The 23,611-nt window shown below is 74.5% G+C and carries 14 protein-coding genes; 7 read left to right on the top strand and 7 right to left on the bottom strand.

Annotated elements, in window-relative coordinates:
- Positions 1-14: 14 nt before the first annotated feature.
- The 4 genes from J1G43_RS14085 to J1G43_RS14070 all read right to left on the bottom strand — a co-directional run bounded on the left by J1G43_RS14085 (position 15) and on the right by J1G43_RS14070 (position 6,927).
- Positions 15-2,972 (bottom strand): glycoside hydrolase family 2 TIM barrel-domain containing protein, encoded by a 2,958-nt coding sequence (locus J1G43_RS14085; RefSeq protein ID WP_207378687.1) that lies wholly within the window; start codon positions 2,970-2,972, stop codon positions 15-17.
- A gap of 214 nt (positions 2,973-3,186) precedes the next feature.
- Positions 3,187-4,815: a hypothetical protein gene (locus J1G43_RS14080; RefSeq protein ID WP_207378686.1), complete on the bottom strand. Its 1,629-nt coding sequence runs from the start codon at positions 4,813-4,815 to the stop codon at positions 3,187-3,189.
- Between the two features lie 161 nt (positions 4,816-4,976).
- Entirely contained in the window at positions 4,977-6,218 is a 1,242-nt protein-coding gene (locus J1G43_RS14075) for a sugar MFS transporter (protein ID WP_207378685.1), read from the bottom strand.
- Positions 6,219-6,300: 82 nt separating this feature from the next.
- The gene (locus tag J1G43_RS14070) at positions 6,301-6,927 is read right to left on the bottom strand and encodes a TIGR00645 family protein (protein WP_207342310.1); all 627 of its coding nucleotides are present in this window, start codon (positions 6,925-6,927) and stop codon (positions 6,301-6,303) included.
- Between the two features lie 243 nt (positions 6,928-7,170).
- On the opposite strand from J1G43_RS14070, the gene glmU reads away from it, so the two are divergent.
- From glmU to J1G43_RS14040, 6 genes are all read left to right on the top strand, one after another.
- Positions 7,171-8,841, top strand: coding sequence for a bifunctional UDP-N-acetylglucosamine diphosphorylase/glucosamine-1-phosphate N-acetyltransferase GlmU (gene glmU, locus J1G43_RS14065; RefSeq protein WP_207342309.1), 1,671 nt, complete (start codon positions 7,171-7,173; stop codon positions 8,839-8,841).
- The gene (locus J1G43_RS14060; protein WP_207378684.1) at positions 8,838-9,821 is read left to right on the top strand and encodes a ribose-phosphate diphosphokinase; all 984 of its coding nucleotides are present in this window, start codon (positions 8,838-8,840) and stop codon (positions 9,819-9,821) included. Before glmU ends, J1G43_RS14060 begins: the two co-directional genes overlap by 4 nt.
- A gap of 283 nt (positions 9,822-10,104) precedes the next feature.
- Positions 10,105-10,728, top strand: coding sequence for a 50S ribosomal protein L25/general stress protein Ctc (locus tag J1G43_RS14055; protein WP_207342307.1), 624 nt, complete (start codon positions 10,105-10,107; stop codon positions 10,726-10,728).
- An 89-nt stretch (positions 10,729-10,817) separates the two neighbouring features.
- Complete coding sequence (gene pth, locus J1G43_RS14050) at positions 10,818-11,438, top strand: aminoacyl-tRNA hydrolase (RefSeq protein WP_207378683.1); 621 nt, start codon at positions 10,818-10,820, stop codon at positions 11,436-11,438.
- A gap of 170 nt (positions 11,439-11,608) precedes the next feature.
- On the top strand, positions 11,609-13,135 hold the full coding sequence (locus tag J1G43_RS14045; RefSeq protein ID WP_207371394.1) for a sugar transferase: 1,527 nt from the start codon (positions 11,609-11,611) through the stop codon (positions 13,133-13,135).
- Positions 13,136-13,336: 201 nt separating this feature from the next.
- Positions 13,337-15,475 (top strand): endo-1,3-alpha-glucanase family glycosylhydrolase, encoded by a 2,139-nt coding sequence (locus J1G43_RS14040; protein WP_207378682.1) that lies wholly within the window; start codon positions 13,337-13,339, stop codon positions 15,473-15,475.
- Between the two features lie 79 nt (positions 15,476-15,554).
- Here the strand turns inward: J1G43_RS14040 and J1G43_RS14035 are convergent, their stop codons facing one another.
- From J1G43_RS14035 to J1G43_RS14025, 3 genes are read right to left on the bottom strand one after another with little or no spacing between them, the layout of a single operon-like run.
- Complete coding sequence (locus J1G43_RS14035) at positions 15,555-16,262, bottom strand: hypothetical protein (RefSeq protein ID WP_207342303.1); 708 nt, start codon at positions 16,260-16,262, stop codon at positions 15,555-15,557.
- Positions 16,259-17,497: a hypothetical protein gene (locus J1G43_RS14030; RefSeq protein WP_207378681.1), complete on the bottom strand. Its 1,239-nt coding sequence runs from the start codon at positions 17,495-17,497 to the stop codon at positions 16,259-16,261. Before J1G43_RS14030 ends, J1G43_RS14035 begins: the two co-directional genes overlap by 4 nt.
- Positions 17,498-17,544: 47 nt before the next feature.
- Positions 17,545-18,258, bottom strand: coding sequence for a CDP-alcohol phosphatidyltransferase family protein (locus J1G43_RS14025; protein ID WP_207342301.1), 714 nt, complete (start codon positions 18,256-18,258; stop codon positions 17,545-17,547).
- Positions 18,259-18,443: 185 nt separating this feature from the next.
- Between J1G43_RS14025 and J1G43_RS14020 the strand changes: the two genes are divergently transcribed.
- Positions 18,444-23,611: LamG-like jellyroll fold domain-containing protein (locus J1G43_RS14020; protein ID WP_207378680.1), on the top strand; the 5,168-nt coding region annotated here is incomplete at its 3' end.

Genomic DNA, 23,611 nt, shown 5'->3' with positions numbered 1-23,611 from the left:
GGCCGTACCGGGCCTCAGACCTGCAGGCGCACCTGCAGCGTCGCGGTCGTGGGCCGGGCCGCCGCGTCCGGCTCCACGCCGGGACCGCACGCCGCCGAGCCGAGGCCGTGCTGCACCGCGTCCAGGTGCAGCCACAGCGCACCGTCGGGCACCAGCTCGTGCGGGTGGCGGGCGTCGGCCAGGGCCCGGTCCGACCAGGGGCGTGCGGTGAGCTCGAGCCCGGGCACCGCGCGGTCGGCGACGCGCACCTCGCCGGCGGTGAGCGTGAGCGGACCGCCGGCCAGGTGCAGCACCGCGCGCGTGACGCCGCGGCGTGCACCGTTCTCCTGCGGGTGCGTGTAGCGCGTCTGCAGCGCGTCGACCGTGTGCTGCCACCGGCCGGCGAGCGCCGCCAGCCGCGAGTCGGCGTACGACTCGTCCGGGCCGAGCCCGGTCCAGTCGACCCGGACGTCGCCGGCGTCCGGCTGCTCCAGGGCCAGCAGCCACCCCAGCCGCGCCACCGTGCCGGGCCAGCGGCCCTCGGGCGTCAGCTCGACCACCAGGTCCGCGGTGCGCTCGTCCACCGTGCGCCACGTCGTGCGCACGCGCAGCCCGCAGTCGGTCGCGGCACCCGCGACCCGCGACGTCACGACGACGGCACCGGCCACGTCGGCCACGTCGTCGACACGCTCGTGCAGGCGGGACAGGCCCGCCCGCTCCCAGGCCTCCGCGTCGCCGACCGGGTCGTACCAGGAGCGGATGCGGTCGTTGTCGGTCGGGGCGCGCCACGCGTCGACGCGTGCGAGCCGCACCGCGGCCCCGCCGATGCGCACCGGCCGGCCCGTCGCGTCGAGCTCGACCGGGCCCACGCGGCGGACGCCGCCCACGGTCACCACGGACCCCGTCGCGCGCGGCGGTGCGGCAGGCGGCCGCACCAGCACCTGGCCCGCGCCGAGGCCCAGGTGGGCGGGGACGTCCGCGCCGGCGTCCCGCGGGACGGCGCGCAGGACCCACCACACGGCGGTGGTCGGGTCGGTCGCGGCCAGCAGGTCGTCGAGGCGGTCGCCGAGCACGTCGGCGAGGCGGACCTCGACCCGCTCGTCGGGGGCCAGGATGCGGTCGACCTCACCCTCGGCGACGACGTCGCCGTCCGCGACGAGCGTCCACACCAGGCGTGCGTGCGCGGTCGACGTGAACGCGTACCGGTTGCGCAGCTCGAGCGTCCCGGGCTGCGCACCCGCGCGGACCCGCACGGGTGCGTACGCGGCGGCCAGCTCGAGCAGCCCGGGCGACGGCGTGCGGTCGGGCAGCAGCAGCCCGTCGGCGATGAACGTGCCGTCGTGCAGCTCCTCACCGAAGTCGCCGCCGTAGCCGTAGTAGGGCTCGCCGTCGGGGGTGCGCGTGGCGATGCCGTGGTCGAACCACTCCCACACGAACCCGCCGGCCAGGCGCGGGTGGTCGTCGACGAGGTCGAGGTACCCGGTCAGGCCGCCGGGGCCGTTGCCCATCGCGTGCGCGTACTCGCACAGCACGAACGGCATGGCCCGGCGCCGGGTGTCGAGCGCGGCGTCGGGCAGGGGGTCCTCCAGGCCCCGGGCGATGAGGGCGACCTCCTGGCTGGTCGGGTACATCCGCGAGTACACGTCGGCGTGCTCGCAGGTCCGGTCGCCCTCGTAGTGCACGGGGCGCGTCGGGTCGAGGGTGCGCACGGCCGCGGCCATGGCGGCGACGTTGCACCCGACCCCCGCCTCGTTGCCCAGCGACCACATGACGACGGCGGGGTGGTGGGCGTCGCGGCGCACCATCCGCGTCACGCGGTCCACCAGCAGCGGCTCCCAGCGCGGGTCGTCCGTGGGGTTGTCGCGCCAGCCGAGCAGCTCGAACCCGTGCGTCTCGAGGTCGTTCTCGTCGACGACGTACAGGCCGTGCTCGTCGCACAGGTCGAGGAAGTGCGGGTGCGGCGGGTAGTGGCTGGTCCGCACGGCGTTGACGTGGTGCCGCTTCATGGCCAGCACGTCGGCGAGCATGGTCTCCCGCGTCACGGCGCGACCGTCGGTGGGCGCGAACTCGTGCCGGTTGACCCCGCGCAGCACGAGCGGGGCGCCGTTGAGCGTGAGCACCCCGTCGACGACGGCGACCGTCCGGAAGCCGGCGCGCAGGGTCACCGTCTCGCCCGGCGTGCGGACGACGACGTCGTACAGGCGCGGCGACTCGGCGCTCCAGGGCTCGACGGGGGCGCGGGTCTCCTCGCCGGGACGCGCGCGCAGCCCCAGGGCGGGCACCTCGACGAGCGCGTCGGGACGCGCCGGCTCGACGTCGACCCGCAGCACGCCCTCGCCGGTCGTGTGGTCGTACGCGGCGTGCAGGGTCACGTGCTCGATGCCGTCGTCCGGGCGGTGCAGCAGCGCGACGTCGCGGAAGATCCCCGAGAGCCACCACTGGTCCTGGTCCTCGACGTAGGTCTGCGCCGACCACTGGGTCACCCGCACGGCGAGCAGGTTCTCGCCCGCGTGCACCGCGTCGGTCACGTCCACCTCGGTGGGCAGGCGCGAGCCGTGCGACTGCGCCAGCACCCGTCCGTTCACGGCGACCTCGAACCAGGAGTCGACGCCCTCGAAGCGCAGCACGACCCGCCCGCCGTCGCGCCAGGCGTCCGGCACGGTCACCGTGCGCCGGTACTCACCGGTGGGGTTGTCGCGCGGGACCCGCGGGGGGTCGACCGGGATGGGGTACAGGACGTTGGTGTAGGCGGGCCGGCCGTGCGGCCAGGCGTCGGGGGCGCCGGCCAGCTGCCAGTGGCCGGGCACGGGCACGGTGCCCCAGTCCTCGCCGGGGTCGCCGGGGTCGACCCCGGTGTCCGCCGTGGGGAACAGGCGGAAGCGCCAGTCGCCGCCGAGGGGGACGTGCGGGGCGTCGGTGGTCGGTGCCGCGAACCGTGGGGCGCGCACGCCGGTGGGGGGCAGCAGGGACTCGTGCGTGGGATGGGTCGTCATGCCTGTCCTCGTCGACGTGCGGACCTCCCGTGCCGGACGGGAGGTCGACGGTAGTTCCATCGACGGTCAGATTAAAGGACGGGCACTGCGGACCGGCTGTGGCGACCCCGGAACGGCGCGTGTCGCCGCCGGGTGACGTGCCGCCGCACCGCGAGGGCACCGCCCTGCGGCGGCGGCGCGGTGGCGACCCCGCCCGGGGCCGCCACCGCGGACCTCACCGGCAGGTCAGCGCGTCGTGCGCCACGGTGCGGGTGTCCGTGACGCCCACCCCGTCCACCACGGTCTCCACCGTCACCGTCACGGTCCCGGCCGGCAGCTGCGCGGCGCGGTGCGTGAACCGGTGGAACCGGTCCTTGCCCGCGGGGACCGTCAGCGTGTGGCGCGAGTCCCCGGCGCTCACGACGGCGCGCAGCCGCTGGTCACCGTCGTTGGTGACGGTGACCGTGGGCACCGCGCGGTGGGCGTGGCACTGCGTGGCCACCTCGAGGCGGAACGCCGCCCGCGGCCGCTTCTCCTGCGCCAGCAGCCACTGCAGGATCGTGGCGTCCTCGTACGTGGGCGCCGACGCCAGGTGGTGGTCCGGCAGCGTGAACGCCTCGTCGCCGTACTCCGTCCAGCGCACCAGCTCGGTGATCCGGGTCTCGGTGCGGCCCAGCGCACGGTGGGCGGCCACCAGCCCGTCGTACGACGCCCGCGCGTTCGCCACCGGCAGCAGGTGGTCGTTCGTGCCGTGGGTGATCCACAGCGGGACCTCGGCCTGCGCGATGCGGGGCAGCTCGTCCGAGTCCGCGGGGAACCCGCCCGTCAGCAGCCCGCCGGCGAAGAGGTCGGGACGCTCGGAGAACATCTCCCACAGCAGCTGCGAGCCGTAGGAGACCGACGTGGCGTACACGCGGTCCCGGTCCACGGCGTGCTCCGCCAGGAACGCCTCGACCAGCTCGACCGCCTGGGCGCCCTCGGTCACCTTGCCGACCCGGCGGTTCTGCGGCGCCAGCACGATGACGTCCTCGTCGGTGCCCGTCCACGACTCCTGGAACCACGCGGTCGTGAGCATGTCGGAGGCGAGCTGCACGCCCAGGTTCTGCCCGTCGAAGCCCATGCCGTGACCGGGCAGCGCGACGACCAGCGGGTAGGCGCGTGCCGGGTCGTAGCCGTCGGGCAGGCGGTAGGCGTACTCGACGTCACCGGTGCTCGACGCGAACGTCCGCAGCACGAACTGGTCCACCTCACGGTCGATCGGCTCCGCCGTGGTCCGGTGGGCCGTCGCGGGGTCCCCGCCGGCCAGCAGCGTGCCGTCGGTGGCGTGCACGTCGCCGAGCTGGGTCACCTGGGTGAGCTGGTCGGGGTTGACGCGCACGGAGCACAGGAACGTCGGGCACAGCGAGACGACGACCGTCCAGCCGCCGTCGGGGGAGTCCACGAGCTCCAGCACGACGAACCGGCCCGGCGCCGCCGGCCGGTCCTCGTCGAGCAGGCGCGCCGGGTCGTCCGTCGTCCACACGTCGGCGACCGGCCGGTCCACGAGCTCCGGCAGGCGCTCGACGCCGTGGAACCGGAAGTTGTACACCGAGTCCGCGACCGCGAAGTCCCCGGGGGTCAGGCGCGCGGCGTCGACCGCGTCGCCGTACTCGACCACCACGTGCGTGACCTGCTGCCCGTAGGACCCGACCTCGGTGACGGGTGTGACGGACAGGACGCCGGCCCCGGGCGCGGCGGGGGTGGCGGGGGCGGCGCTCGCGGGCGCCGCCACGGCGACGGTGGCCGCGACGAGCGCCGCCACGGCGGCCGCAGCCGCGGCCCGGGTCCTGGCGCGCGCCGTGCCCGTGCGCAGAGGTCTCCTCATACCGGTGTCTCCTTCGACCTGGTCGAGGCGACCGCCCCCGGCGGCAGCCCTCGTCGGCTGCGCGGCCCCCCGTGCACCGGTTCAGCGTGCTGAACCGATTTAGCACGACCGTAACCAGGCGCTTCGCCCAGGGTCAAGCATTCCGGACGAGCCGGTCGGGATCAGGCCGCGGTGCGCTCGCGCCCCGAGGCGAGGACGGTCAGGGCGAACACCGCCGGCACCGCCGCGCTCAGCAGCATGCCGACCCGCAGGCCCGTGCCCGTGTCCGGCGGCAGCGCCGCGGCGATCCCCGCCAGGGGCCCGGCGGCGAGGTCCGCGAACAGCCCGACGCCCAGCGGGCCGAACGTGCCGCCGGCGTCCCCGGCGAGCGCGAGCACCGCGAACATCGCGGCGCCCCCCAGCGGGAACCGGGCGGACGTCAGCGAGAACGTGCCCGGCCACAGCAGGGCCGTGGTCAGCCCGCACAGGGCGCACGCCACCAGGCTCACGACCGGCACGGAGGCGGTGGCCGCGACCACGTAGCAGACCGCCGTCGCGACGCCCGACGCCGCCAGCAGCGGACGCAGCGGCACGCCCTGCCCCCACAGCCCGTACGCGACGCGCCCCAGACCCATGAGCAGCGCGAACAGGCCGGGCCCCAGCAGGTCCCCGACCTCCTTGGGCACCCCGGTGCCCTGCTCGGCGAAGAACGACGACCACTGCGCCATGGTCAGCTCGGCGGCGCCGCCCGTGGCCATGAGCACGAGGGCCGCGAGGAACAGCGGCGTGCCGAACAGCGAGCGCAGGCTCGTGCGGTGCTCGTCGGGCACGGTCGGCGGCATGGGCACCCGCAGCAGCACGACCAGGTTGGCGAGCGGCACCACGGCCCACAGCACGGGCAGCAGCGGCCACAGGTCCGAGCCGACGACGGCGAGCAGCGCCGTGCTCAGCACGACGACGGCGAGCTGCCCCCAGCAGTAGAAGGAGTGCGCGAACGCCATGCCCGCGGCCTTGGCCTCCTCCGGCTGCGGCAGGTGCTCGACCACCGGCGACACCAGCACCTCGAGCAGTCCGCCGCCGATCCCGTAGACGACGACCGCGACGCACAGCCCCACGAACGGCGCGGGCAGCACGAACGGCAGCACCGCGAGCAGGACGAGCCCGAGCGCCGCCAGCGCGTGCGCGGCGACCATCGGACGGCGGTACCCGATGCGGTCGACGACCCGCACCGCGACGAGGTCCGTCAGCAGCTGCACACCGAAGTTCAGGGCCGCGAGCGCCCCGAGCTGCGCGACCGGCACGTCGAGCGCGGTGTGGAAGACGACGAACAGCAGCGGCGCGAGGTTGTTGACGACGGCCTGCACCACGTACGCGACGTGCGCGGAGTGGCGGGTGGTCGCGTAGCTGGGCGTCGTCGTCGACAAGGGGCGTCCTCGGTGGCGCGGGGCGGGCGGGGCGCGGTCACTGTGGCACGCGCCCCGGGGCCGGGCCCCGCGCCGTGCGGGGTCAGTGTGCGGGGCGCGTCGTGCCCTGCGACATCCGGTCGATCCACGCGAGCGCGAGCGCGGAGGCGACGAACGCGAGGTGGATGAGGGTCTGCCACATCATCGTCTCGCCCGTCACGTGCCCCACCGACGACTCGATGAACGTGCGCAGCAGGTGGATCGAGGAGATGCCGATGATCGACATGGCGAGCTTCGTCTTCAGCACGTTGGCGTTGACGTGGCTGAGCCACTCCGGCTGGTCCGGGTGCCCGTCGAGGCGCATGCGGGACACGAACGTCTCGTACCCGCCGATGATCACCATGATCAGCAGGTTCGAGATCATCACGACGTCGACCAGCCCCAGGACGATGAGCATCGTCGTGGCCTCGGTGCCGAAGTCCGCCATCGCCTCGATCTTGTGACCGAAGACCGCGAAGTCGACGAGGTGCCACAGCTCCTTGAGGAACTGCCACACGTACACGACCTGCGCCGCGATCAGCCCGAGGTACAGCGGCAGCTGCAGCCAGCGCGAGAAGAAGATCAACGACGAGACCGACCGCGCGTACGGCCGGGTCGGCTCGACCACCTCGACGGGCTGGGTGGGGTCGGTGGGCGGGACGGTCTCGACGGCCGGCTGCGACGACGTCACGGTGCTCCTTGTCGGTACGGGGGCCGGGATCCCGGCGCGCACTGAACGCGTGGGCGTGGCACCCCGTTCCCGCGCGACCGGGTGACCTCTCCCACACGGGGTGGCCGGACGTCGCAGGTGGTGGGCCCGCGACGGCCCCGGGGGGGACCCCGGACCGTGCCGGGCGCCGGTGGGTCGGCGGTAGAGTCCTGTCACGGCAGACGTTCCCGCCCACCCGGGCAGACCCGCGAGGAGCACCCACTGGTGACCGTCCCCCGTCCAGCCGCCGTCGTCGTCCTCGCAGCGGGTGAGGGCACCCGCATGCGCTCCTCGACGCCGAAGGTGCTGCACCCCATCGCAGGTCGGAGCATGGTCGGCCACGCGCTCGCCGCGGCGCGGGCCCTCGAGCCCGACCGGGTGGCCGTCGTCGTCCGGCACGAGCGCGAGCGCGTCGCCGCGCACGTCCTCGACGTGGACCCCGACGCGCTGCTCGTCGACCAGGACGACATCCCCGGCACCGGCCGCGCCGTCCAGGTCGCCATGACCGCGCTCGACGCCGCCGCGCAGGCCGCCGCGGCCGCCGCTGCCGCGGCGGGTCACGACATCGGTGGCGCCGCCGCCGACACCGTGCTCACCGGCGCCGTCGTCGTGATCGCCGGGGACGTGCCGCTGCTGGACGCCGGCACGCTGCGCGAGCTGCTCGCCGCGCACGCCGCCGACGACAACGCGGTGACCGTGCTCACCACCGAGGTCCCGGACCCGACGGGCTACGGACGGATCCTGCGCGAGCCGGGCACGGGCGACGTGCTGGGGATCGTCGAGGAGAAGGACGCGGACGACGCCCAGCGGGCGATCACCGAGATCAACACGTCGGTCTACGTGTTCGACGCCGCGGTGCTGCGCTCCGCGCTGGCCCGCCTGGGACGGGACAACGCCCAGGGCGAGGTGTACCTGACGGACGTGCTCGCGATCGCGCGGGCCGCCGGCGGCCACGTGCGCGCGCTGCGCACCGACGACCCGCTGAGCGTCGAGGGCGTCAACGACCGCGTGCAGCTCGCCGCGCTGCGGGCCGAGCTCAACCGCCGCATCCTCGAGGACTGGATGCGCGAGGGCGTCACGGTCGTCGACCCGATGACGACGTGGGTCGACGTCGACGTCGACCTCGCGCGGGACGTCACGCTGCTGCCGGGCACCCAGCTGCACGGCGCGACGACGGTCGGCGAGGGCGCCACCGTCGGGCCCGACACCACGCTGACCGACTGCGAGGTCGGACCCCGCGCGACGGTGGTGCGCACGCACGGGTCCCTGTCCGTGATCGGCGAGGGTGCGACCGTCGGCCCGTTCGCCTACCTGCGCCCGGGCACCGAGCTGGGCGCCGAGGGCAAGATCGGCACGTTCGTCGAGACGAAGAACGCGCAGATCGGCACGGGGTCCAAGATCCCGCACCTGTCCTACGTGGGCGACGCGACGATCGGTGAGCACTCGAACATCGGCGCCGCGTCCGTCACCGTCAACTACGACGGCGTCAACAAGCACCGGACCGTCATCGGCTCGTTCGCGCGCACCGGCTCGGACAACATGTTCGTCGCGCCCGTCGTCGTCGGCGACGGCGCGTACACCGGCGCCGGCACCGTGGTCCGCCGCGACGTGCCGCCCGGCGCGCTGGCCGTCAGCGCCGGCTCCCAGCGCAACATCGAGGGCTGGGTCGCCCGCTCGCGCGCCGGCACGCCCGCCGCCGAGGCCGCCGCGCGGGCCCGCGGCACGCGCGACGTCGCCGGGCTCTCGCCCCAGGCGCGCGCGGAGCTGGAGCGCGCGGCCACCGCGTCGATCCCCGTGACGCCGCCGCCTCATCTGCCCGGCCAGCCGGCGCAGCTCGACGACCCCGCGGACACCCCCGCGGGCAGCACCACGACCGAGGACGGGCAGCAGCGATGACCGGCATCATCAGCCACGACGGGGAGAAGCGACTGGTCCTGGCCTCCGGCCGGGCCCACCCCGAGCTCGCGCAGGACGTGGCGGACGCGCTGGGGATCGAGCTGCTGCCGACCACCGCGTACGACTTCGCCAACGGTGAGATCTACGTGCGGTTCGGCGAGTCCGTGCGCGGCGCGGACGCGTTCATCCTGCAGTCGCACTGCTCGCCCATCAACCAGTGGGTCATGGAGCAGCTGCTCATGATCGACGCGATGAAGCGCGCGTCGGCCAAGACCATCACCGTCATCGCGCCGTTCTACCCGTACGCCCGCCAGGACAAGAAGCACCGAGGGCGCGAGCCGATCTCGGCCCGCCTCATGGCCGACCTGTTCCGCACCGCCGGGGCCGACCGCATCATGAGCGTCGACCTGCACGCGGCGCAGACGCAGGGCTTCTTCGACGGCCCGGTCGACCACCTGTGGGCCCAGCCGATCCTCGTCGAGTACGTGCGCACGCGCGTCGACACGTCGAACGTCACGGTCGTGTCGCCCGACGCCGGCCGCATCCGCGTCGCCGAGCAGTGGGCGGCGAAGCTCGGTGGGGGACCGCTGGCCTTCGTCCACAAGACGCGCGACATCCGCAGCCCCAACAAGGCCGTCGCCAACCGTGTCGTCGGTGACGTCGAGGGCAAGAGCTGCGTCATCGTCGACGACCTCATCGACACCGCCGGCACGATCACCGGCGCCGTGCGGGTCGTCCTCGAGGCGGGCGCCAAGGACGTCATCGTCGCGGCGACGCACGGCGTGCTGTCCGACCCCGCGGTCGAGCGGCTCCAGCGGTGCGGTGCCCGTGAGGTCATCATCACGGACACGCTGCCCGTCGCCGAGGAGCGCCGGTTCCCGCAGCTCACCGTGCTGTCGATCGCCCCGCTGCTCGCCCGCGCGATCCGTGAGGTGTTCGACGACGGCTCGGTGACGTCGCTGTTCGACGGCAACGCCTGAGACGTCCGGCACCGACGGTCGACCGGCACGCACGGTCGTCCGGTAGGATCGTCAGGTTGCCTCGGCGAGGGACGACGGACGGTCGAGCGGGAAGCACCATCCCCGCGGGCCCATCCGGCTCCGTGATCGACTGGGTGGTCGCCTCCGCGTGCCCGTCCTGCGTCCCGCGTCGAGGCCACCGGGCCCCGCGCCCGAACCACCCGAGGGGCTTTCCCCCGGGGCCGAACCACGAAGACCCGCGCCCGCGCACCACCGCGGCGCCACCCCACGCTGAGGAGCACACGTGTCCGAGATCAAGCTCGCCGCCACCCCCCGCACCGAGTTCGGCAAGGGCGCCGCGCGCCGTCTGCGCCGCGCGAACCAGGTCCCCGCCGTGCTCTACGGCCACGGCACGCAGCCGATGCACGTCGCCCTGCCGGGCCACGACACGATGCTCGCGCTCAAGCACTCGAACGCCCTGTACTCGATCGAGCTCGACGGCAAGACCACGCTCGCGATCGTCAAGGACGTCCAGCGGGACGTCGTGCGCCAGGTCATCGAGCACGTCGACCTGCTCATCGTGAAGAAGGGCGAGAAGGTCGCCGTCGACGTCCCGGTCCACGTGGTCGGCGAGTCGGCCCCCGGCACCATCCACGTCGTCGAGACGCAGAACCTGTCGCTCGAGGCCGAGGCCACGCACCTGCCGCAGGGCATCGAGGTCTCCATCGAGGGCCTCGCCGACGGCGCCACGGTCACCGCGGGCGACGTCGTCCTGCCCGAGGGCGCCACGCTCGTCACCGACCCCGAGATCACGGTCGTCACCATCAGCACCCCGCAGGCGTCCGCCGCCGACGTCGCCGCCGACGCGGCCGTCGCCGACCTCGCCGCGCAGCAGTCGGCCGCCTCGGCCGCCGACAACGAGGGCTGAGCGACCACGCTCCCCGCGACGCCCGGTACCGTCCACGGTGCCGGGCGTCGTCGTGCCCCCGCACCCCCGAACCCGGAGGAGACCTCCCCGTGAGCGACGGACCCTGGCTCGTCGTCGGCCTCGGCAACCCCGGCCCGCAGTACGCCGGCAACCGGCACAACGTCGGCCAGATGGTGCTGGACGAGCTCGCGCGGCGCACGGGTGCGTCGTTCGGGTCCCGCAGCACCGGTCTGCTCGGCCGCCGGCCGCAGGCCGTGACGGCGGACGTCCGCCTGGGCACGCTGCCGGGTGGGGCCCCGGGGCCCCGGGTGGTGCTGGCCAAGCCCACGACGTACATGAACGTCTCCGGCGGCCCGGTGGCGGCGCTCGCGCGGTACCACGACGTACCCGTCGAGCGGGTGGTCATGGTGCACGACGAGCTCGACATCCCGTTCGCGGACGTGCGTCTCAAGCGCGGCGGGGGCGAGGGCGGCCACAACGGGCTCCGCGACACCACCAAGGCGCTGGGCTCCAAGGAGTACGTGCGGGTGCGGGTCGGCGTCGGCCGCCCGCCCGGCCGGCAGGACCCCGCCGACTTCGTGCTCAAGGACTTCTCGGGGGCCGAGAAGAAGGACCTGCCGTGGCTGGTCGACCGCGCCGCGGACGCCGTGGAGGCTGTCGTCCTCGACGGTCTGGAGGCCGCCCAGCTGCGGTTCCACACCCGCTCCTGAGGGTGTCGCCGGGTGCGGGCGCGTTCACCGGATGTTCACCGGACCGTCGTCCGCCGGTGGGTGACAACCGCATGTGAAACGGGTGAAATCGGACGCATCACCCGTAACAGCGCGAACCCGGCATATAACCTCCTGGGTACTGCAGACACGCGCTGAGCCCGGGGGACGCCATGACACTGACGGCTGACGAGCACGCGTGGCGGACCACCGACGAACGTGACCGGCGCGGGACGGCCCGCGAGCCCCGCCGGTCCTGGGCCTCCGCGCAGCCGTTCGAGCGGCGGGTGACGCCGGTCAACTCCGACGGCGGCCTGCTGGCCGAGAGCTGGCGCGCGGTGGGTGCCCACTACGTGCGGTTCATGTGCGCGCTCGACGCCATCGTCGCCGCGGGGGTGGCCTACGCCCTGCTGGCGCGGTCGGCCGACGGGCCGCGGGCCGTGCTGGCCAGCCTGCTCGGGGCGCTGCTGTTCGTCGCCCTCGTGGGCGCGTTCCGCGGGTACGACCGGGACCGTGTCGGGGACGGACCCACCGAGTTCCAGGCCGTGCTGCGTGCGGGTGCCGGTGTCGCGGCCACCCTCGTGGCGCTGTCGTGGCTGCTGGACCTCCCCGTGCCGCGCGAGACAGTCCTGCTGGGTGTCCCGCTGACCGTCGGCGTGGTCGCGGTCGTGAGGCACGCGGGCCGGCGGCGGGTGCACCGGTGGCGGTTCGCGGGTCAGGCGATGATGCGCACGGTCGTCATCGGGGACGTCGCGACGGCGCGGCGCGTCGCGGCCGACCTGCACGCCGCCCCGCACCACGGCTACGAGGTGATCGGGGTCTGCGTGTCCGACCTCGACTCCGCCCCGGCCGCCGACGTCCCGGTGCTCGGCGCCACGGCCGACGTCGTGCAGGTCGTGGTGGACCACGCCGCGGACGTCGTCGTGGTGGGCGCCGGTCACCTGCGGGGCGAGGCGCTGCGTCGGCTGAGCTGGGCGCTCGGTCGTGCCGGGGCCCACCTCGTCGTGGTGCCGGACCTCGTCGAGGTCGCCGGCCCGCGGCTCGCGGTCCGTGCGACGGCGGGGCTCTCGCTGCTCGAGGTGGAGGTCGGGGCGCCGCGCCGGCGGACGGTCGCCAAGACCGTGCTGGACGTCACGCTGGCGCTGCTCGCAGGCCTGGTCGCGCTCCCGGTCGTCCTGGTGGCGGCGGCGGTCGTGCGGCTCACCTCCCCGGGGCCCGCGTTCTTCCACCAGACACGCGTGGGGATCGACGGGCGCCACTTCACCATGTGGAAGCTGCGGACGATGTACGTCGACGCCGACGCCCGCCTGGGTGAGCTGCGCTCGCGCAACGAGGGCGCGGGCGTGCTCTTCAAGATGCGGCACGACCCGCGGGTGACACCGGTGGGCCGCTGGCTGCGCCGGTACTCCCTGGACGAGCTGCCCCAGCTCTGGAACGTCGTGCGCGGCGACATGTCGATGGTCGGCCCGCGCCCGCCGCTCGAGCACGAGGTGCAGGCCTACCAGGACCAGGTCCATCGCCGGCTGCACGTCAAGCCCGGGCTGACCGGGCTCTGGCAGGTGAGCGGGCGCTCCGACCTGGACTGGGACGAGTCCGTGCGGCTGGACCTGCGCTACGTCGACAACTGGTCGGTCGCCATGGACCTCATGATCCTGTGGAAGACCGCCCGGGCGGTCCTGCGCAGCTCCGGCGCGTACTGACGGCGCCCCACCGCACCGGCACTCGGGGACGAGGGTGCCGGTGCGGTCGTCTGTCCAGATGCCGGACGGCGGGCCGACGGGCGACCCCCGGAGATCGGTGCCGGTCAGCGCGCGGAAAGCGGTCGAACGTTCATCGTGACGTACGTCACACTTCACCCGCGAGGGGGAGCGACCGGGTGAATTGGACCATCATGTCGTCGTATGGGTGAAACGAGTTCACGGGCAGGGCGGCACGCCGCCCCCGTCGCCGGCTCCCCGCTCCGCCGCTGGGCGGCCATGCTGCTGGCGGCGATGGTGGTCCTGGTCTCGTTCTCGCGGGCGGACGACGCGTCCGCTGCCGACTCCGGTTCCGTCACCCTGGCGCCGACCCAGGCGACGTTCACGTCGTCGGCGTCCCCCCGCACCAGCTACGCGGCGTACGACCTCCTCGTCTCGACGTCGTCGGTCTACCGGACGTACCTCACGTTCGACACGTCGGCGGTGCCGGCCGGGGCCACCGTGACGAACGCCGAGCTGCGGCTGTCGGTCCGCACCAGCGCCACCCGGACCCCCGGTCTCGCCGTGCGCAGCGTGCCGTCCGGCTGGCGGGCCTCGGCCGTGACGTCCGCCAACCGGCCCACGGCCCGCGGCGCAGCGCTCAACACCCCTGTCACGGCCGTCCCCGGGGCGACGATGTCGGCACGCCTGGACCCCTCCGGCATCGTCGCCGGGGGCGCGACGTCGTTCGAGGTGCTGTACGAGGTGCGGGCCTCGGGCGTCCGGCTCGACAAGCTGGGGAGCAAGGGGCCCCGGCTCGTCCTCACGTGGACGACGGGCGGCTCCACGGCCACCCCCGTACCCACGCCGACGCGCACCTCCGCGACGCCCCGCCCGTCCGCGAGCGCGACGCCCCGGCCCAGCAGCACGCCCCGCCCCACGACCACCCCGACCGTGCGCCCGACGCCGTCGGCGTCCGCGGCGCCGTCGCCCACGGCCGCCCCGGTCACACCGCCGCAGAGCACCCGGCTGCCGTACGAGGTGGCCGGCACCGGGCAGGCGAAGGTGTTCGCCCACTACTTCACGCCGTACCCGATCTCGCTGGACAACGACGACCCGTCCCGCGACTACTACGCCCGTAACTACCTCGCGCCCGACGGCGAGGGCGGCGCGCACCGCGAGTACGGCGGCCTGCTGCGCGACCGGCCCGTCGAGCGGTCACCGCTGTCCGGTGACTGGAAGATGAAGGACGCCCGCACCGAGATCGACCAGGCGGCCGACGCCGGCATCGACGGGTTCATCGTCGACCTGCTCAACCTGGAGAACTTCCACTGGGAGCGGGCCGTGCGCATGGCCGACGCCGCCCACGCCGACGGTCGCGGGTTCGTGGTCATCCCGCAGCTCGACATGACGACGTCCGCCGGCAAGGCCGACATCGACCTCATCACCGCCAAGTTCGCCGAGTACGTCGCCAAGCCGGCGGCGTACCGCCTGCCCGACGGTCGTCCCGTGATCTCCGCGTTCAAGGCGGAGGCGAAGTCGGCCGACTGGTGGCGCGAGGTGCTCACGAAGCTGCGCACCGACCACGGGGTGGACGCGGCGTTCATGCCGACGTTCCTCAACGCCGTGGACAACATGGAGGCGTTCGCGCCGATCACCTACGCGCAGGGCGTCTGGGGCACCCGCAACCCCGGCAACATCCTGGCCGGGCGCAACTTCGCCGCGCAGGCCCATGCGCTGGGCGACCAGTGGCTCGCGCCGATCTCCGTGCAGGACTCGCGGCCCATGCAGGGGGTGTTCCAGGAGGCGGCGAACCTCGAGACGCTGCGTGCCAGCTGGCAGCGGGCCATCGAGGACGGCGCGGACATGGTGCAGCTCGTCGCGTGGAACGACTACAGCGAGAACACGGTGTTCGCGCCCTCGGTGCACCACGGCAACGTCTTCCTGGACGTGAGCGGGTACTACGGAACCCAGTTCAAGCAGGGTCGTGCTCCGGCGGTCACGGGGGACGCGGTGTATCTCACCCACCGCATGCAGCCCGTCGACGCGAAGCCGCAGCTGAGCCACGACCTCATGGAGCTCATGTCCGGCGGCACCACGTCGACCAAGCCGCGCGACACCGTGGAGGTCCAGACGTTCCTCACGGCGCCGGCGGCCGTGACCGTGCGGATCGGCAGCGCGACGCACACGTACACCGCACCCGCCGGGGTCGACGCCCGCACCTTCCCGCTCGCGCTCGGGTCCGTGTCGGCCTCCGCGACGCGCAGCGGAGCCACCATCGCGCGGGTCACGTCGCCGTTCACGGTGGTCTCGTCACCGCTCGTGCAGGATCTGCAGTACGTCGCGGCCTCGAGCCGTGGCTGACGCGCCGGCGCGGCCCGGGGGCCGGGGCGGGGGGGCCCGCCGGGGGGCCGGCGCCCCCGGGGCCGCGCGGACCGCCGCGTCAGAACTCCTCGACCGTCTCGTCGCCCCGCTCGTCCACCCGCACGATCCGCCGGGTGTGCGTGCCGGTGCGCTCGAACCAGCGGCCGGTCACGTCGGCGCGGCGCCGCGCCGGGACGCCGGCGAAGAGGCCGCCCGGCTTGTCGTCCGGCAGACCGGGCAGCAGCAGGCCGCCCGCGCCGAGCACCGAGCGCGCGGGCAGGGACGCACCGCCCAGCACCACCGCGTGCGTCCCGACGAACGACCGCTCGCCGATCGTGATCGGCAGCGCGCGCTGCGCGTCGATCGCGAGGTCCACGGAGTGGGTCATGAGCGTGGAGGACCGTCCCGCGATCGAGGAGTAGGCCCCGATGGTCACCGCGGCGGAGCAGTCGATGCTGTGGCGGCTGGTGATCTTGCCGTGGGGGGCCACGTGCAGCCGCCCGCTGCCCGGGTTCCGCGCGAACGCCGGGTGCGCCGTGATGACGTTCATCCGGCCGATCGACGCGCCCTCCTCGACCACGACCTCGCGCAGGTCGCGCAGCAGGTTGTGGCGACCCAGGCGGGCACCGGCGCCGAGCGTCAGCGCGTCGACCTTCCACACCAGGCTCGCGCGGGCGACGGCGTCCGGGTGGACCCGGTGCCCCAGGGTGCGCAGCAGGCCGTTCTTGGCACGGCCCGCGGGCGCCAGCCACACGACAGCCCGGGCGAGGTGCAGGAGCCGGCTCATGTGGTGACCTCCTGGTGGACGGCGACCGGCGCGGGCCGGTCCGAGGGTGCGGCGCCCGCGCGGGCCCCGTGCAGGCAGAGGGCGAGGCGCAGGACGAGCCCCAGGCAGATGCCGACGAGCGCACCGACCGCACCCCAGACGAGGGCCAGGACCGCGACGGCCGTGAGCCCGACGGCCGTCCCGATCGCGGTGGCCCGCGCGACGAGGTCGATGCGCCCGAGCGGGACGAGGGCCACCCGTGCGGCGACGGACTCCTGCAGGTTGAGCAGGAGCCACAGGGCGCCGAGCGCCACCACCTCGACCGGGACCTCGACCTCGCCCGCGCCGAACCAGCCGAACACCTGCTCGTGCAGCAGGGTCACCAGTGCGCCGCCGGTCGTCGTGGCCGCCAGCACGAGCACGTGGGAGCGTCGGATCCGCGTGCGCACCGCGCGGCCGGACGCGCGGGCCACCCACCCCTGCAGCACGACGATCACGGGCGTCGCGGCGACGTACACCTGGCGCTGCAGCTTGTCGACGAGCGCGTAGACCGGCAGCGCCGCCGGGCTGACGAGGCTGACCAGCAGCACCGGGGCCGCGCCGTACGCCGCGCTGAGGACGGTGGTCGCGACGCCGTGCCGCTGACCGGCGACCACCCGGCGGACCGGGCGCCGCGGCGGCGTCGGCCCGGCGGACCGTGTGCGCACGGTGACGTAGAGCGTCGAGGTGAGCACGCCGGCGAGGATCCCGCCGGCCTGCGCGCCGATGCCGACCGCGGGCGGTGCCCCGCCGTGCAGCAGGACCACGCCGACCAGCGAGCCCGCCGCGCGCGGCACGGTCTCGGTCAGCAGCAGCGCCCACGGTGCGGCGGTCCCGACGAAGTACCAGTTGGCGGACAGCCCGACCAGCGACAGCGCCACGGCCGCGAGGGCGGCGAGGGGGCGGTGCGCGGGCGCGAGGACCGCCGCCAGCCCGGCCGCCACGACGACGACGGGCACCGCGACGAGGCTGCGGGCGAGCACCGCGTCGAGGAACTCCCGCCGGCGCGCGGCGGTGCCGGCACGCGCCACGGCAGCGGGGCCCGACACGCCCCACCCCAGCCCGATCAGCACGGCGGCGACGGTGCCGACCGACTGGCCCACGGCCACGGCGCCCCAGGCGCGGGGTCCGCCCGCGGCGATCAGGGCCGGCACCAGCAGCAGGGACGCCACGGCGAGGACCACCATGCCGAGCGCGAACCCGGCGGTCTGGCGCACGCCGCGGCCCAGGGTCCCGCCCCGTCGGCCCGCCCCCCCGGCCGCCGTCACGACAGCACGGCCTGCGGGGTCCGGAGCCCGGTGTACCAGCGCACGACGAGTGCGGCGCCGATGACGGTGGTCGCCACGGCGAGCAGGGCGTAGAGCGACCGGAACACCTCCGGCGCACCCCAGGTGACGAACGTCAGGGCGAGGACGCCGAAGTCCGCGGGGAGCAGCGCCACGGCCCGCGCGGTCGAGGGGGCGGCGGGCGGCGCGGGGGAGCGCCGGAGCAGCGAGGCCAGGGTGCCGCCCGCGAAGACGACGACCGCGACCAGCTGGTAGGCCAGCGGCAGCAGCAGCCACGCGTCGCCCGGCAGGTCACCGAACCGGTACCAGCCGATGAGCACGCACGTGTGGACCGCGACCATCTTGGCGGCGTCGACGACGTGGTCGAACCACTCGCCGGCCGCCGACCCCGTCCCGGTGTACCGGGCGACCTGGCCGTCGGCCGAGTCCAGGGCGAAGCCCAGCACCAGCAGGGCAGCCGCGAGCAGGCCGGACCACAGGGCGGGCGGCACCAGCGCCACCAGCGCGAGACCCGCGGCCGTGACCAGCGCGCTGAGGACGGTCACGGCGTCGGCCGACAGCCCCAGGACGATCGCGGTCGCCGCGAGGCGCCGCCCCAGCGGGCGGTTCACGTACCGGGACCACAGCGAGACCCCCCGGGCCGCCTTCTGGGCCGCGGCGAGCTCGCCGACCGTCCTGCGCCACCTCTGCATGTGCCAACTGTGGCGACAACCCGTCAATCGGGGCAAATCGCCTCCGGCGATTCACCCGTGCGGCCCCGCCCGCGACCGGGGCGGGAGGTGCGTGGGTGAAGATGTCCGAGATGTCTCCCTTGACACCGTTTGGTCGGCCTAGTCTTCCCCCACGTCGTGGGACCGAAGTCCGGGAGAGGTCGGCAATGAAGAGGATCGTCGCTCGCGGGGCTTCGGTGGCAGCCGCCGCCGCGCTCGTCGCGGCAACACTGGTGTCCGGACCGGCAGCGCAGGCGCTGTCGGACGGGCTGGGGTTCACGGCCGACGACCTGCCGACCTGGCAGACGAACGGCACCGTCTGGGCCGTCGCGGCCGTCGGTGACACCGTCTTCGCCGGCGGCACCTTCAGCAGGCTCGACCCCCCGGTCGGCGGCAGCGGGTCGCCGATCACGGTCTCCGCGCTCGCGAGCTTCGACGCGACGACGGGTGCGCCGCGGTCCTGCCGCCCGTCCGTCACGCTGTCGGGCGGGACGGCGACCATCCGCGCGCTGACGCTCGCGCCGGACGGCCGCACCCTGTACATCGGCGGCAACTTCTCCAACGTGGGCGGCACCAACGTCGCCCGCCTGGCCGCCCTCGACGTCCCCACGTGCACCGTGCGCGCGGCGTTCCGGCCGACCGGCATCTCCTCGGTCGTGCGCGCCGTCTCGGTGACGCAGGACGCCGTCTACCTGGGCGGCGACTTCACCAGCGTGGCCGGGCAGCCGCGCGGCTCGTTCGCCGCGGTCTCCCCGACCAACGGCGCGCTGCTCCCGTGGGTCGCCGACGCCGAGCTGCGCGGCTTCGCGGTCGCGGCCGGCAAGGACGGCAGCACGGTCGCCGTCGGCGGCGACTTCTTCACCGTCAACGGCCAGGACAGCCACGGGTTCGCGGTGGTCGACGCCACCACGGGCGAGAACGTGCGGAACTTCCCGCGCGGCTTCATCCCCGACACGTCCGTCATCCACGCGATCACCGCGGACGACACGGGGTACTACGCGGGCGCGGAGGGGACCGGCGGCGGTGTCTTCGACGGGTCGTTCGCCGTCGACTACGGGTCGTTCGCGCAGCGCTGGCGGGACCGCTGCCTCGGCGCGACGCAGGCCATCCTCGTCGACCGCTCGATCGTCTACGAGGCGCACCACCACCACGACTGCGCGCCGAACAACCGGGGCGAGTTCACCGACGGTGTGCGCGTCTACCTCACGGCCAACCGCGCCGACGCGAGCAACGAGATGCTCGCGTGGCGCCCGCGGCTCAACGACGGCATCGGCGAGGGCATCGGCCCGCGCGCGCTGACCGTCGCCGAGACCGGTGCGCGGCGCTACCTGTGGGTGGGCGGGGAGTTCACGCGCGTCAACGGCAACACCCAGCAGTCGCTCACGCGGTTCGCCGACGGGCCGGACACCGGTGCGCCGACCACCCCGGTGGTGCGCGCGGAGTCGCTGCGCACCGGGGAGATCCGGCTGGCGTGGCGGGCGTCGTACGACGACGACGACGGGGCGCTGACGTACCGCGTCTTCCGTGGGTCCTCGAGCGAGCCGATCGCGACGGTCACGGGGGACTCGCGCTGGTGGGTCCGCCCCCAGGTCTCGTTCGTGGACACCACGGCGACGCCCGGCGTCCAGTACACCTACCGCGTCACCGCGAGCGACGGCACCAGCACCAGCCCCCAGTCCGGCGGGGTGAACGCCCGCGCGGCGACCACGACCCAGGCCTACGCCTCCGCGGTCATCGACGACGGCGCCGAGCTCTACTGGCGCGGCGAGCTCGCGTCGAGCCGGTACGGGGTGGACTCCGCGGCGGGTGCCTCGCAGGTCAACTACATGGAGGGCGTCACCCACCGGGGCGGCGAGGACGCCGCCATCGGGTCCGCCGGCTGGTCGGCCACGTTCGACGGTGCGACGGGGTACGCGTACGACGAGCGCACCGTGCCCGGGCCGTCGGTGTACTCGGTCGAGACCTGGATCCGCACCACCACGACCCAGGGCGGCAAGATCATCGGCTTCGGCAACGGCAAGCCGAACACCGGCACCGGCGCCACGCGCCTGTCCGGCAGCTACGACCGGCACGTCTACATGGCCAACGACGGCCGGCTCGTGTTCGGCACGTACACGGGCAGCGCCGTCGCGGTGACGTCCGCCCAGTCGTTCAACGACGGCGAGTGGCACCACGTGGTCGCGACGCAGGGTCCGGGCGGGATGGCGCTGTACGTCGACGGCAAGCGGGTCGCCCGCAACGCGAACTCGGTGGCGCAGGCCTACGAGGGCTCGTGGCGGATCGGCGGCGACCAGCTGAACGGGTGGCCGTCGCGGCCCACGAGCAACTTCTTCGCGGGGCAGATCGACGAGACCGCCGTGTACCCGACGGCGCTGACGGGTGCGCAGGTCGAGGCCCACTACCGGGCGACCGGGCGTGAGCCCGCGGTCCCGCCGGCCCCGGCCGACGAGTACGGCGCCGCGGTCTACGGGCTCGACCCGGACCTGTACTGGCGTCTGGACGAGCCGCCGGCCACCGGCACCGTCGCGGACTCCGGCCGTTACGGCGTCACCGGCACCGTGACGGGCCGGGTCGCCCTGGGCACCCCGGGCGTGGTCGAGCCGGGCACGGCCGCGACCTTCACGCCCGTGGGCACGGGCGCGGCGGACGGCGGCACCATCGCCTCCGACGTGTCGTTCACCGACCCGCGCGGCTACTCGCTCGAGCTGTGGTTCCAGTCGTCGTCGGCCGTGGGCGGCAAGCTCATCGGCTTCGGCAACGAGCGGTCCGCGCTGTCGGGCAACTACGACCGGCACGTGTACCAGCGTGACGACGGCCGGCTCGTGTTCGGGGTCTGGACGGGCACCGAGAACACGGTCGTCAGCCCCGCGGCGTACACCGACGGTGCGTGGCACCACGTGGTCGCGACGCACTCGCCGCTGACCGGCATGAGCCTGTACGTCGACGGTCAGCTGGTCGGCACGAACGCCGCCACGGGGGCGCAGTCCTACACCGGGTACTGGCGGGTCGGCGGCGACACGTCCTGGAGCGGCACCTCGAGCCCCTGGTTCACGGGGTCGATCGACGAGGTCGCCGTCTACGGGAGCGTGCTGACGGGCCAGGACGTGGCCCTGCACCACGCGCTCGGCGCGCAGCTCCCGCTGCCCGACACGACCGCGCCGAGCACGCCGGCCGACCTGACGGCCACGGCCGCCGGGGACGACGCCGTCGCGCTGGCCTGGGAGGCGGCGACGGACGACGTCGCCGTCACCGGGTACACGGTGCGCCGGTCCGGCTCGCCGGACTTCCCGGCCGGGTCGACGACCCAGCTCGAGGACGTCACCGGCACGTCGGTGACGGACGTCGGGCTGGCGGCCGGCACGTACTACTACCAGGTGCTGGCCCACGACGCCGCAGGCAACGTGAGCGCACCCGGTGCAGCGGTCGAGATCACGGTCGCGGGGCCCGACACCACGGCGCCCGGCGCACCGGCCGGTCTGACCGCCGCGGTGACCGGTGAGGACACCGTGGGCCTCGCGTGGCAGGCGGCGCAGGACGACCGCGCCGTCACCCGCTACGTGCTGCAGCGCTCGACGTCGCCGGACTTCCCGGCCGCGGGCACGACGCAGGTCGCCGAGGTGACGGGCACGTCGCACACCGACACGGGGCTCGACGTCGGGACGTACCACTACCGCGTCGTCGCGTACGACGCGGCCAGCAACGCGAGCGAGCCGAGCACCGCCGCCGAGGTGACGCTGCTCGGGCCGGATGTGTCGGCTCCGGGTGCTCCGGGTGGGGTGTCGGGGTCGGTGGACGGTGCCGGTGCGGTGTCGGTGTCGTGGTCGGCGTCGTCGGACGATCGTGGGGTGGCCGGGTACCGGGTGTTCCGGGGTGCGTCGGCGGACTTCGTGGCCGCTGAGGGGGTGCTGGTCGGTGAGGTGACGGGTCTGTCGGTGGTGGATGCCGGTGCCGTGCCGGGGGAGCACTTCTACAAGGTGGTGGCGTTCGACGCGGCGGGCAACGTGTCCGCGGCGTCGTCGGCGGCGTCGGTGACGGTGCCGGAGCCGGTGGGTGAGCCGGTGACGGTGGTGGTGCCGGCGTCGGGCGATGCGATGGTGCTGGCCTCGGCGGCGTCGACGAACTACGGGTCGAACACGCAGCTGGCGGTGCGTTCGGAGGGGTCGGCGCAGGAGTCGTTCCTGTCGTTCGACCTGCCGGCGGCGCCGGCGGGTGCGGGGTTGACGTCGGTGGTGCTGGGGGTGCGTTCCTCGACGGACCCGGCGGCGGCCTCGGAGGGTGCGGTGACGGCCTCGGTGGTCGGGGGGTCGTGGACCGAGTCGGGTGTGACCTGGGTGAACCGGCCCACCGGTGCCGGGGTGGTGCTGGGCTCGTTGCCGCAGGTGCCGGTGCGCAACACGGCGTACGAGCTGGTCGGTGACCCGGCGGTGCTGGCCTCGTCGTTGGGTGGCCGTGTCACCCTGCGGCTGGCCGGTGGCGGGTCGGACAACGCGCGGTTCTGGTCGCGTGAGGCCACCAACGCCACGTACGCACCCGCCCTGACGCTGACGTTCACACCGGGCACGGTCGGTCCGCAGCCGGATGTGTCGGCTCCGGGTGCTCCGGGTGGGGTGTCGGGGTCGGTGGACGGTGCCGGTGCGGTGTCGGTGTCGTGGTCGGCGTCGTCGGACGATCGTGGGGTGGCCGGGTACCGGGTGTTCCGGGGTGCGTCGGCGGACTTCGTGGCCGCTGAGGGGGTGCTGGTCGGTGAGGTGACGGGTCTGTCGGTGGTGGATGCCGGTGCCGTGCCGGGGGAGCACTTCTACAAGGTGGTGGCGTTCGACGCGGCGGGCAACGTGTCCGCGGCGTCGTCGGCGGCGTCGGTGACGGTGCCGGAGCCGGTGGGTGAGCCGGTGACGGTGGTGGTGCCGGCGTCGGGCGATGCGATGGTGCTGGCCTCGGCGGCGTCGACGAACTACGGGTCGAACACGCAGCTGGCGGTGCGTTCGGAGGGGTCGGCGCAGGAGTCGTTCCTGTCGTTCGACCTGCCGGCGGCGCCGGCGGGTGCGGGGTTGACGTCGGTGGTGCTGGGGGTGCGTTCCTCGACGGACCCGGCGGCGGCCTCGGAGGGTGCGGTGACGGCCTCGGTGGTCGGGGGGTCGTGGACCGAGTCGGGTGTGACCTGGGTGAACCGGCCCACCGGTGCCGGGGTGGTGCTGGGCTCGTTGCCGCAGGTGCCGGTGCGCAACACGGCGTACGAGCTGGTCGGTGACCCGGCGGTGCTGGCCTCGTCGTTGGGTGGCCGTGTCACCCTGCGGCTGGCCGGTGGCGGGTCGGACAACGCGCGGTTCTGGTCGCG

Source organism: Cellulomonas sp. zg-ZUI22 (assembly GCF_017353535.1).
GTDB lineage: Bacteria > Actinomycetota > Actinomycetes > Actinomycetales > Cellulomonadaceae > Cellulomonas > Cellulomonas wangleii.
This window is presented reverse-complemented; position numbering and strand designations above follow the sequence as displayed.